Raw genomic sequence first — 12,036 nt, 5'->3', positions numbered from 1 at the left:
AGATGTGTATAAGAGACAGCGTCGTGCGCGCGCAGCGGCGCGAGCCTCGTGCGCGCCAGGGTCCGCGTCTCGGCCGAGACGAGCGCGTCGAGCACTCCGCCGGATTCGACGTCGTGATACTCGATCACGCCGTCCCCGCCGGAACGCTGCAGAGCGGTCGTCGCCTGCGCATGCGCATGCGAGAATGCGCTGTACTCGGCCGGCTCGGAGACGCCGATCCGGATGCCGAATCGCCCCGCCACCTGGTCGAGCAGCGCTCTGGAGGATGCCCCCAGGCAGATCGTCAGCCCGTCGGCGTCCTCCGCCACGAACGACACCGTGCCGCCGACCGCGCGCTGCCGCTCGAACCAGCCGACGATCGCCTCGACCGGCGCGTCGGCGGCGGTCGCGACGACCATCGGCGCCGGGGGCAGGGCTCCGAGCGTGCGCCGGGCGAGGGTCGGATCATCCGCCCGCAGCGAGGCGAGCAGCTGAGTGTGCATGCGGCGGCGCCCGCGGGCGAGCTGCTCGCTCTGCTCGAGCGCCAGGCCCGCCATGGCGATCACGGTCGTGATCACGGCGCGCGCCTCGGCGTCGATGGGGCGCAGATCGACCGCGATGACGCCCTTCAGCTGCGAGCTGCGACCGAGGGTGTACAGCGTCACGGTGCGCTCGCCCTCCTCGAGCGAGCGCGTCGCGGTCGTCCCTCGGCCGAGCAGCTCGGCGACGGCATCCGCCACCGCATCCGCGCCGCCGGCGAGAGAGGCCGGATGCTCCTGAGCGATCGTCCCGCTCGAGTCGAACAGCCCCACCCAGCAGCCCAGCCGCCGAGCNNGCTCGGCGAGGGTCGCCTCCAGGCCGCGCGGCCGCAGCGCCGCGACGGCGAGAGCGCGCTGCACCTCGAGCGCCCAGGTGCGCCGAGCGTACGCGTGCGACGCCATCGCCTCCGCGTGCGCTCGGGCGACGGCGAGGAACGGGATGTCGTACGGCACGTCGAACAGCGCGAGCCCCGACGCCGCACACGCGGCGACGAGCTCGTCGGGCGGTCCCACCCGGTGCACACCTGAGCCGAAACCCAGCGCTCGCACACCGCGGTGCACGAGACGGGCGACGTAGTCGCCGACCCCGCGCTCGTCGTGGTCGGCGAACTGGCTGCCGGTGGTCATCAGCACGAGATCATCGGCCAGGAACGGCGTCGGGTCGACCAGATCCGAGCTGTGCACGCCGCGCACGGGGCGGTCGAGTGCCCCGTCGGCGAGGGAGCGCTCGGCGGACACCAGGCTCAGGCGCAGATCCCCGTTTCCCAGCAGCGTGCGCAGCGTCGGCGGGGTGGCGATCTCCACGGGATCTCCTCATGTTGTACAACGCGGCGAATGGATGATCAGAAGTGTACGCTGCGGCGAATGCGTCCCGTCGGGCCGAGTCGTAGCCTCGCCTCATGACCCTCATCGACGAGACCTCCACGATTCCCGCAGGCGGACCCACCCTCGAGCAGGTCCGTCGTGTCGTCACCGACCTGCCCGGCCCGCGCTCCGCCGCGATCCTCGCCCGCAAGGCCGAAGCCGTCGCCGCCGGAGTCGCGCACTCGATGCCCGTCTCGGTCGTCGCCGCCGGCGGCGGTGTCGTCGTCGACGCCGACGGCAACTCGCTCATCGATCTCGGATCCGGCATCGCCGTGACGAGCGTGGGCAACGCCCACCCGAAGGTGGCAGCCGCCGTCGCCGCCCAGGCCGCGCAGTTCACGCACACCTGCTTCATGGTCTCGCCGTACGAGTCGTACGTCGACGTCGCCGAGGCGCTCAACCGCCTCACCCCGGGCGACTTCGCGAAGAAGACGGCGCTGTTCAACTCGGGTGCCGAGGCCGTCGAGAACGCGATCAAGATCGCCCGCAAGCACACCGGACGCCAGGCCGTCGTCGCCTTCGACCACGGCTACCACGGCCGCACCAACCTCACCATGGCGCTGACCGCGAAGTCGATGCCCTACAAGTCCGGATTCGGACCGTTCGCCCCCGAGGTCTACCGCGTTCCGGGCTCGTACCCGTACCGCGACGGGCTGACCGGCGCCGAGGCGGCCGCGCGCGCCATCACCCTCATCGAGAAGCAGATCGGTGCCGACAACCTCGCCGCCGTGATCATCGAGCCGATCCAGGGCGAGGGCGGCTTCATCGTCCCGGCAGACGGATTCCTCGACGCGGTCGTGGCCTGGTGCCGCGCCAACGGGGTCGTCTTCATCGCCGACGAGGTGCAGACCGGCTTCGCTCGCACCGGTACGATGTTCGCCAGCGAGATCTTCGGCATCGAGCCGGACCTGATCACCACGGCCAAGGGCATCGCCGCCGGCCTGCCCCTCGCCGGCGTCACCGGCCGTGCCGAGATCATGGACGCCGCCCACGCCGGTGGCCTGGGCGGCACCTACGGCGGCAACCCGATCGCCTGCGCGGCCGCGCTCGCCGCGATCGACGCCTTCGAGAACGACGGGCTCATCGAACGGGCTCAGCAGATCGGTGCGGTGCTCACCGACCGCCTCGGCGCGATCCGCGAGAACGACCCGCGCCTGGGTGACATCCGCGGCCACGGCGCGATGATCGCCGTCGAATTCGTCGACCCCGAGACCGGCGCTCCGGATGCGGCCCTCACCGCCGCCGTGGCGAAGGCGTGCGTGGCCGAGGGCGTCATCATCCTCACCTGCGGCACCTTCGGCAACGTCATCCGCTTCCTGCCGCCGCTGTCGATCGGCGACGACCTGCTGAACGAGGGCATCGACGTCCTCGCCACCGCGCTCCAGGGCGCCTGAGACGGTCGGCCGCGACCCTGGTCGGGGGATCAGGGGTCGCGGCCGACACACCCCGGCTCGTACATTCCGCATCAAAGGAGATCACCCATGGCAGAGCACGAGATCACGCGCGACGTCGTCATCGTCGGCGCGGGAGCCGCCGGCACCACAGCGGCGAACGAGCTGCGCAGGGCCGGCCTGTCGGTGGCCGTGCTCGAGGCGCGCGACCGCGTCGGCGGCCGGCTCTGGACCGACGAGATCGAGGGCGCGATGCTCGAACTCGGCGGTCAGTGGGTCTCGCCCGATCAGGACGCCCTGAAGGAGACGATCGCCGAGCTGGGCCTCGAGACCTTCGACCGCTACCGCGAGGGCGACAGCGTCTACGTCGGTCCCGATGGTGCGGTGCACCGCTTCACGGGAGAGATGTTCCCCGTATCGGCCGAGACAGAGGCCGTCATCGCCGAGATCACCGAGCGCCTCGACGCGATGGTGGCCGAGATCGACCCCGACCGTCCGTGGGAGCACCCGAACGCCGCCGAGTGGGACTCGATCACCTGGGATGCCTGGCTGCGCCGGCAGACCGACGATGACGAGGCCGTCCGAAACCTCGCCTTCGCCACGGGCTCCGCCATGCTCACCAAGCCGACGCACGCGTTCTCGCTGCTGCAGTCGCTGCTGATGGCGGCATCCGCCGGGTCGTACTCGAACCTCGTCGACGCGGACTTCATCCTCGACAAGCGCGTGGTCGGCGGCCTGCAGCAGGTTCCGCAGCTGCTCGCCGAGCGCCTCGGCGACGACGTCTTCCTGAACCAGCCGGTGCGCACGCTCGAGTGGTCCGACCAGGGAGTGGTCGCGCACGCTGACGGCATGACCGTTCGCGCGACGCACGCGATCCTCGCGCACGCTCCCGTGCTGTACGACCGCATCTCGTTCGTGCCGCCGCTGCCGCGCCGCCAGCACCAGCTGCACCAGCACCTGTCGATGGGCTTCGTGATCAAGGTGCACGCCGTGTACGACCGCCCGTTCTGGCGGGAACAGGGCCTCAGCGGCACCGCGTTCAGCCCCTACGAGCTCTCGCACGAGGCGTACGACAACACCAACCACGGTGACGAGCGCGGCACGCTGGTCGGCTTCGTCAGCGACCAGAACGCCGACGACCTGTTCACGCTGAGCGCCGAGGAGCGCAAGGAGCGCATCCTCGAGTCGCTGTCGCACTACTACGGTCCCGAGGCGAAGAACCCGGTCGTGTACTACGAGAGCGACTGGGGCAGCGAGGAGTGGACCCGCGGAGCCTACGCCGCGAGCTTCGACATGGGCGGCCTGCACCGCTACGGCGCCGACCTGCGCACCGCCGTCGGCCCGATCCACTTCGCGTGCAGCGACATGGCCGGCGCCGGGTACCAGCACGTCGACGGTGCGATCCGGATGGGGCGCCTCGCCGCCTCGCAGATCCTCGAGAAGGCCGGCGCCGAGGTCGCCGAGGCATGACCGGGTCGATCGTCGTCGGATACACGGCGACGGACGAGGGCGCCGACGCCCTCGCCCTCGGGGCCAGGCTCGCGCGCAGCATCGACGCGCATCTCGATCTCGTCATCGTGCTTCCGCCCGAGGGCACCCGCAGCTCGGCCGTGGTGCCCCCGGAGCGCGCTTTCGAGGAGCACGTGCGCGCGCAGGCCGAGGCCTGGCTGCGGACAGCCGTCGCTCAGGTGCCCGCCGACGTCCGCTGCCTCGGACACGTGCGCTTCAACGAATCCTTCGCCGAGGGCATCATCGCCGCCGGCGAGGAGTTCGACGCGCGGCTCCTCGTCGTCGGGGCGGCCAACGGCACCACCCTCGGCCGCCACCGCCTCGGCTCCGTCGCCTCCGAACTCGTGCACTCCTCGCCCATCCCCGTGGCCCTGGCACCCGCCGGCTCCCGCGACAACGCGGACGCCGAGATGCCGATCCCGCGGGTGACGGCGGCCGTCGGCACCCGTGCCGGCGCCGACGCGCTGGTCGAGGAGGCGGCCCGCCTCGCGGCAGCCGCCCACGGCACCCTGCGTCTCGTCTCGCTCGTGCCGTTCGACGTGCCGGCCGGCCTCGACACCGGCGCGATCACCCTCGCGCAGAACGCGCACGGAGAGGACGTCCTGCAGCAGGTGCGGGCAGCCCTCCCCGAGGGCATCGAGGCCGAGGTCGAGCGTGCGGCAGGAGACAGCGTCGAAGACGCCGTGGCGCACCTGCGCTGGCATCCGGGAGAGGTCGTCATGGTCGGCTCCAGCCGACTCGCCCAGCCCCGCCGGCTCTTCCTGGGATCGACTGCGGCGAAGATGCTGCACGAGCTTCCCGTACCCATGATCGTCGTCCCGCGCACCCGCGCTGAAGCAGGAGAACGTTGATGTCCAGCACCGATCGGGCGATGGCGCCCGACTCCGGAGTCACGACCGGTATCTCCCGCAAGGGTCTCAGCGTCGGCACCGTCGGCGTCCTGGGCGCCCTCGTGATGGGCATCTCGTGCATCGCCCCTGCGTACACGTACACCGCCGGGATCGGCGGAGCGGTGGGCGCCGTCGGGTTCCAGGTTCCGGCCATCCTGCTGCTCGGCTTCATCCCGATGCTGCTCGTGGCCTTCGGCTACCGCGAGCTCAACAAGGCCATGCCCGACTCGGGCACCAGCTTCACCTGGGCCACCCGCGCCTTCGGCCCGTACGTGGGGTGGATGGCGGGGTGGGGCCTGATCGTCGCGACGATCCTCGTGCTGTCCAACCTCGCCGGCATCGCCGTCGACTTCCTCTTCCTGCTGATCTCGCAGATCTCCGGCAACGAGGAGATCGCGTCGATCACGCGCAACCCGTTCGTCAACGTCGCCGTGTGCCTGATCTTCGTGGCCCTCGCGACCTGGGTGTCGTACCGCGACGTGTCGACGTCGCAGAAGCTGCAGTACGGCCTGGTCGCCTTCCAGGTCGCGATCCTCGTGCTCTTCTCCGTGATGGCGATCGTCGAGACCGTGCAGGGCGGCGCGTTCGAGGCGAACCTGCCCGAGTTCGCGTGGTTCAACCCGTTCGAGATCCAGGGCGGACTCTCGATGATCGTGATGGGGCTGTCGGCATCCGTCTTCATGTTCTGGGGGTGGGACGTCACCCTCACGATGAATGAGGAGGCGAAGGACCCCGAGCGCACGCCGGGCCGCGCCGCGATGCTCACGGTGGTCTCGATCATCGCCATCTACCTCCTGCTCACCATCAGCAGCCTGATGTACTCCGGCATCGGCGATGAGGGCCTCGGTCTGACCAACGAGGACATCGGCGGCAACGTGTTCTTCGCGCTGTCCGGTCCGGTGATGGGCGGTCTCGCCTTCCTGCTCTCGCTCGCGGTGCTCACCTCGTCTGCCTCGTCGCTGCAGTCGACGTTCATCTCGCCGGCCCGCACCCTGCTCGCCATGGGGCACTACGGCGCGATGCCCCGGAAGTTCGCCCGAGTCAACCCGCGCTTCTTCACCCCTGGCTACGCGACGATCGTGTCCGCGGTCGTCGCGGGCGGGTTCTACGCCGTGATGCGCTTCCTCAGCGAGGACGCGCTGTGGGACACGATCCTCGCGCTGGGCATGATGATCTGCTTCTACTACGGCATCACGGCGCTCTCGTGCGTGTGGTACTTCCGCCGCCAGTGGTTCGACTCGGGCAAGGACTTCTTCTTCAAGTTCGCCAGCCCGCTCGTCGGCGGCATCATCCTGCTCGTGCTGTTCGTGATCACCGCGGTCGACAGCCTCGCGCCCGACTACGGATCGATCGCCATCGGCGTCGACGCCAACGGCGAGGGCGGCATCGGCATCGTGTTCTTCATCGGCGTCGGCCTGCTCGTCTTCGGTGCGGTGCTGATGTTCGTGCAGCGGATCTTCGCCCCCGCCTTCTTCCGCGGCGAGACGCTGAGCGTGGACGCCCCGCCCAGCGCCCGCCGCCGCTGACCATCCTTCCCACAGAATCGAGATGACCATGACACTCGCATCGAACGAGCAGGAACTCCTCTCCCGCGTCCCCGGCGGCCTCTTCATCGGCGGGCAGTGGACGGATGCCGAGGAGGGGCGCACCTTCGACGTGCGCGACCCCGCGACGAACGAGGTGATCGCCTCGATCGCCGACGCGACACCCGCCGACGGCATCCGGGCCCTCGACGCGGCCGTCGCCGCGCAGGACGCCTGGGCGGCCACCGCCCCGCGCACCCGCAGCGACATCCTGCGCCGCGCCTTCGACCTCGTGCAGCAGCACAAGGAGGACCTCGCGCTGTTGATGACCCTCGAGATGGGCAAGCCGCTCGCCGAGGCCCGCGGCGAGGTCGTCTACGGCGGCGAGTTCCTGCGCTGGTTCAGCGAGGAGGCCGTGCGGATCAGCGGCCGCTACGGCAGCAACCCCGAGGGCACCGGTCAGATGATCGTGTCGCAGCGCCCGGTCGGCCCGTCGTTCTTCGTCACCCCGTGGAACTTCCCGTTCGCGATGGCGACCCGGAAGATCGCACCGGCGCTCGCCGCCGGCTGCACCGTCGTGATCAAGCCCCCGGCCCTGACCCCGCTGACCACCATCTTCTTCACGAAGCTGCTGGAGGAGGCGGGCCTGCCCGCCGGCGTCGTCAACGTGGTGCAGACCTCGCGCTCCGGCGCGCTGTCGGGCCCGATCATCGCCGACCCGCGGCTGCGTAAGCTCTCGTTCACGGGGTCGACCGAGGTGGGTCGCAAGCTCATCGCACAGGCGGCCGACGGCATCTTGCGCGTGTCGATGGAGCTGGGCGGCAACGCCCCGTTCGTCGTCTTCGAGGACGCGGATCTCGACAAGGCGGTCGACGGCGCGATGGCCGCGAAGTTCCGCAACATCGGACAGGCCTGCACCGCAGCCAACCGCTTCATCGTGCACCAGGACGTCGCCGAGGAGTTCGGCCGTCGGGTGTCCGAGCGCGTGCAGGCGATGAAGATCGGCCGCGGCACCGAAGACGGCGTGGCCATCGGCCCGCTGATCGACGAGGACGCCGTCGCCAAGGCGGAGGAGCTCGTGGGCGACGCCGTCGACCGCGGCGCCCGCGTGCTCGCCGGCGGCAAGGCCGTCGAGGGCGCCGGCACGTTCTACGAGCCCACCGTGCTCACCGATGTGGTCGCCGGCAGCGCGATCCTCCGCGAGGAGATCTTCGGGCCCGTGCTCGCCATCGCGACCTTCGCCGACGAGGCGGAGGCCGTGCGGCTGGCGAACGACACCGAGTACGGACTCGTCTCGTACGTGTTCACCGAGGACCTCGCCCGGGGCCACCGGATGATCGACGCGCTGGAGACGGGCATGATGGGTCTGAACGTGGGCGTCGTCTCGAATGCCGCGGCTCCCTTCGGCGGTGTGAAGCAGTCCGGCATCGGCCGTGAGGGCGGCGCCGAGGGCATCCACGAGTACCTGTCCACCAAGTACACCCTGATTCCGAACAGCTGACCCGCGAGGTGGGCCCGCGACCTGGTCGCGGGCCCACCTCAGCATCCGCCCCTACGAGAGGAACCGACATGACCGACTACGCCGTCGTCAATCCGGCCACCGGCGAGACCGTCGCCAGCTACGACACCGCCACCGACGAGCAGATCGAGCGGGCCGTCGCGTCGGCCGCGTCGGCCGCGAAGGTGTGGGGCGCGACCGCTCCGGCCGACCGGGCCGGAGTGATCCGCCGCATCGCCGAGCTGCACCGCGAGCGCAAGGACGAGCTGGGCGCGATCATCGTGCGCGAGATGGGCAAGCCGATCGCCGCGGCGGTCGGCGAGGTCGAGTTCGCCGCCGACATCATCGAGTACTACGCCGACAACATCGAGGTGATCACGGCCGACCAGCCGCTGCAGATCGTCGGCGAGGGCAGCGCGCTCGTGCGCCGCGCTCCGCTGGGTGCGCTGCTGGGCATCATGCCGTGGAACTTCCCGGCGTACCAGGTCGCCCGCTTCGCCGCTCCCAACCTCGCGATCGGCAACACGATCATCCTCAAGCACGCCCCGCAGTGCCCCGAGTCGGCTGCGGCGATCGAGGCCATCTACCGCGATGCCGGTCTGCCCGAGGGGGCGTACGTCAACGTCTACGCCACCAACGAGCAGGCGGCGACGATCATCGCCGACCCGCGCGTGCAGGGCGTCTCGGTCACCGGCTCCGAGCGCGCCGGCGCCGCCGTCGCCGAGGTCGCCGGGCGCAACCTGAAGAAGGTCGCGCTCGAGCTGGGCGGGTCCGACCCGTTCATCGTGCTCTCCACCGACGACCTCGACTCGGTCGTGCAGCTCGCCGTCGACGCGCGCCTCGACAACAACGGGCAGTCGTGCAACGGCGCGAAGCGCTTCGTGATCGTCGACGAGCTGTACGAGGAGTTCACCTCGAAGTTCGTCGCCTCGCTGGCTGCCGTCTCGGCAGAGGACCCGACGCAGGAGGACACCGTGCTCGGCCCGCTGTCGTCGCTCGCTGCCGCCGAGCGCCTGCAGGAGCAGGTCGACACGGCTGTCGCTCAGGGCGCGAGGGTGCTCACCGGAGGCACCCGCGAGGGCGCGTTCTTCGCACCCACCGTGCTGGCCGACGTGACGCCGGAGATGGACGTGTACCGCGAGGAGCTCTTCGGCCCGGCCGCGGTCGTCTACCGCGTCGCCGATGAGGACGCCGCGGTCGAGCTGGCCAACGACACCGCCTTCGGCCTCGGCTCGTACGTCTTCACGACCGACGCCGAGCAGGCTGAGCGCGTCGCGAATCGCATCGAGGCGGGCATGGTCTACGTCAACATCGCCCTCGCCGACAGCCCCGAGCTGCCCTTCGGCGGGGTGAAGCGCAGCGGCACCTCGCGCGAGCTGGGTCTGCTGGCCGCCGACGAGTTCGTCAACAAGAAGCTCATCCGCACCGCCTGAGCATCACCGGCACCGTCATCGACGCGGTACGGGCGACATCCGCCCGTACCGCGTCGGCGTCTTCGGGGATAGTCTCGAACCAGGCGGAAGGAGCGCGTCATGACCACCGAGGATCCGGTCGTCCGGCTGAGCGAAGAGGAATGCTGGCAGCGCCTTCGTGGCTTCGAGCTGGGGCGCCTGGTGACCCGGGTGGGCGACGTCATCGACATCTTCCCGATCAACTACGTCACCGACGGCGCCTCGATCGTCTTCCGCACCGCGGAGGGCAGCAAGCTGGTGGAGCTGACCGTCAACGACGAGGTGATCTTCGAGGTCGACGACCACACGGATGCCGACGCCTGGAGCGTCATCGTGCGCGGCAGGGCACGCACGCTCGACACCCTCGACGAGCGGGAGGCCGCCGACCGGCTGGGGCTGACCCCGTGGGTGCCGACACTCAAGTACAACTACGTGCGCATCGAGCCGACCACGGTGAGCGGACGGGCGTTCCGGCGCACCGGTGAGCCGGAGCGCTACGGCGTCGCCGAGTACTGATCCGCGGGCGGGCGTAGGGTCGAGGCATGACGACCGTCGCTGAGAACATGGTCCGCACGCTTCGCGCCAACGGCATCGACCGGGTCTACGGCATCCCGGGCGACTCGCTCAACGGCTTCACCGACGCGCTCCGCAAGGACGGCGCCATCCGCTGGGTGCATGTGCGACATGAGGAGTCTGCGGCGTTCGCCGCGGCTGCCGATGCCGCGCTCACAGGTGACCTCGCCGTGGTCGCCGGATCCTGCGGCCCGGGCAACCTGCACCTCATCAACGGACTCTACGACGCGAACCGGTCTCGGGTGCCCGTGCTCGCGATCGCCGCCCACATCCCCACGGTCGAGATCGGCACCGGGTACTTCCAGGAGACCCACCCGCAGGAGCTGTTCCGCGAGTCGAGCGTGTACGTGGAGTACGTCGCCGACCCGACGCAGATGCCGCGCCTGATGGAGATCGCGATGCGCGCGGCGATCGAGCAGCGCGGCGTGGCGGTGCTGGTGATCCCGGGAGACGTCGCCCTCGCCGAGATCGCCGACGACCGCGCCGTCGTCATCCCGCGCACGAATCCCGTGATCACCCCGAGCCCGGCAGAGCTCGAGCAGGCGGCCACGCTGCTCAATGGCACGCGGAAGGTGACCATCCTCGCCGGGGCCGGAGTCGAGGGTGCGCACGACGAGGTCGTCGCTCTGGCAGACCGGCTCGCCGCGCCGATCGTGCACGCGCTGCGGGGCAAGGAGCACATCGAGTACGACAATCCGTTCGACGTCGGGATGACCGGCCTGCTCGGCTTCGCGTCCGGGTTCCGTGCGATGGAGGCGGCCGACGTCCTCCTCGTGCTCGGGTCGGACTTTCCGTACACGCAGTTCTACCCCGAGCGCGCGACGACGATCCAGGTCGACATCCGGGGCTCGCAGCTCGGGCGCAGGCATCCGCTCGATCTCGGCCTCGTCGGCGATGTGAAGGCCACCGTCGGTGCGCTGCTGCCGCGGCTGGCCGAGAAGAGCGATCGCTCGCACCTCGACGACGCCGTCGCGCACTACCGCAAGACGCGCGCGAAGCTGGATGAGCTGGCCGTGCCGGCTCGCGGCAAGGCGCCGATCCACCCGCAGTACCTCGCCCGGCTGATCGATGAGGCTGCGGCGTCGGATGCCATCTTCACGGCGGATGTCGGCTCGCCGACGGTCTGGGCCGCGCGCTACTTCTCCATGACGGAGCGGCGGCGGCTGATCGGCTCGTTCACCCACGGCTCGATGGCGAACGCGATCATGCACGCGATCGGTGCGCAGACCGCGAGGCCCGATCAGCAGGTGATCGCCCTCGCCGGAGACGGGGGACTCGCGATGATGCTCGGCGAGCTGATCACGATCACCCAGAACCGTCTGCCCGTGAAGGTGGTCGTGGTGAACAACTCGTCACTGAACTTCGTCGAGCTCGAGATGAAGGCAGCCGGTTTCGTCACCTACGGCACCGACCTGGACAACCCCGACTTCGCGGCGGTCGCGTCGGCGCTGGGCATCTTCGCGCGCCGGGTCGAGCGGTCGGAGGATCTGCTGGATGCGGTGGCCGAGGTGCTCGCACACGACGGGCCGGCCCTGCTGGACGTGGTCACCGAGCGGCAGGAGCTTTCGATGCCGCCGTCGGTCAGCGCCGAGCAGGTGAAGGGCTTCGCCCTGTACGCGATCCGGACAGTCATGTCGGGACGAGGCGATGAGCTGCTCGACCTCGCCAAGGCCAACTGGCGTCAGCTCTTCTGACGCGCCGTCCGGCGCGCCCGGTCATGCGTCACGGAGCGTCGGCTGTTCGCCTGCCCGCCTGTTTGCCTGCCCGCCTGTTTGCCTGCCCGCGGCAGCGCAGGTGAACAGGCGGAGGTAGGAGAGAA

The 12,036-nt window shown here is 70.2% G+C and carries 9 protein-coding genes; 8 read left to right on the top strand and 1 reads right to left on the bottom strand.

The features are described 5' to 3' along the window. Nucleotides 1–814: 814 nt before the first annotated feature. Nucleotides 815–1,256, bottom strand: a 442-nt coding sequence (locus BFN01_RS16020) for a PucR family transcriptional regulator ligand-binding domain-containing protein (protein ID WP_371261019.1), incomplete at its 3' end; no start/stop codon positions are given. 161 nt (nucleotides 1,257–1,417) lie between these two features. Here BFN01_RS16020 and gabT point away from each other — a divergent pair. The 8 genes from gabT to poxB all read left to right on the top strand — a co-directional run bounded on the left by gabT (nucleotide 1,418) and on the right by poxB (nucleotide 11,911). Then, nucleotides 1,418–2,776, top strand: a complete 1,359-nt coding sequence (gabT, locus tag BFN01_RS09745; protein ID WP_071643850.1) for a 4-aminobutyrate--2-oxoglutarate transaminase — start codon at nucleotides 1,418–1,420, stop codon at nucleotides 2,774–2,776. Nucleotides 2,777–2,863: 87 nt separating this feature from the next. Further along, entirely contained in the window at nucleotides 2,864–4,243 is a 1,380-nt protein-coding gene (locus tag BFN01_RS09740; RefSeq protein WP_071643848.1) for an NAD(P)/FAD-dependent oxidoreductase, read from the top strand. Beyond that, nucleotides 4,240–5,133 carry a universal stress protein gene (locus tag BFN01_RS09735; protein WP_071643846.1) on the top strand — a complete coding sequence of 298 codons (894 nt, stop codon included), beginning with the start codon at nucleotides 4,240–4,242 and terminating at the stop codon, nucleotides 5,131–5,133. Before BFN01_RS09740 ends, BFN01_RS09735 begins: the two co-directional genes overlap by 4 nt. Continuing rightward, nucleotides 5,133–6,698, top strand: a complete 1,566-nt coding sequence (locus tag BFN01_RS09730) for an APC family permease (RefSeq protein WP_071643844.1) — start codon at nucleotides 5,133–5,135, stop codon at nucleotides 6,696–6,698. The genes BFN01_RS09735 and BFN01_RS09730 overlap by 1 nt, the downstream gene beginning before the upstream one ends. 28 nt (nucleotides 6,699–6,726) lie before the next feature. Continuing rightward, complete coding sequence (locus BFN01_RS09725; RefSeq protein WP_071643874.1) at nucleotides 6,727–8,196, top strand: NAD-dependent succinate-semialdehyde dehydrogenase; 1,470 nt, start codon at nucleotides 6,727–6,729, stop codon at nucleotides 8,194–8,196. A gap of 68 nt (nucleotides 8,197–8,264) precedes the next feature. Further along, nucleotides 8,265–9,626: an NAD-dependent succinate-semialdehyde dehydrogenase gene (locus tag BFN01_RS09720; RefSeq protein WP_071643842.1), complete on the top strand. Its 1,362-nt coding sequence runs from the start codon at nucleotides 8,265–8,267 to the stop codon at nucleotides 9,624–9,626. A gap of 99 nt (nucleotides 9,627–9,725) precedes the next feature. Continuing rightward, entirely contained in the window at nucleotides 9,726–10,160 is a 435-nt protein-coding gene (locus BFN01_RS09715; RefSeq protein WP_071643840.1) for a pyridoxamine 5'-phosphate oxidase family protein, read from the top strand. 26 nt (nucleotides 10,161–10,186) lie between these two features. Next, the gene (gene poxB, locus BFN01_RS09710) at nucleotides 10,187–11,911 is read left to right on the top strand and encodes a ubiquinone-dependent pyruvate dehydrogenase (RefSeq protein WP_071643838.1); all 1,725 of its coding nucleotides are present in this window, start codon (nucleotides 10,187–10,189) and stop codon (nucleotides 11,909–11,911) included. The last annotated feature ends 125 nt before the right edge of the window (nucleotides 11,912–12,036 follow it).

This window comes from Microbacterium sp. AR7-10, assembly GCF_001878835.1.
In the GTDB taxonomy this organism is placed as follows: domain Bacteria; phylum Actinomycetota; class Actinomycetes; order Actinomycetales; family Microbacteriaceae; genus Microbacterium; species Microbacterium commune.
This window is presented reverse-complemented; position numbering and strand designations above follow the sequence as displayed.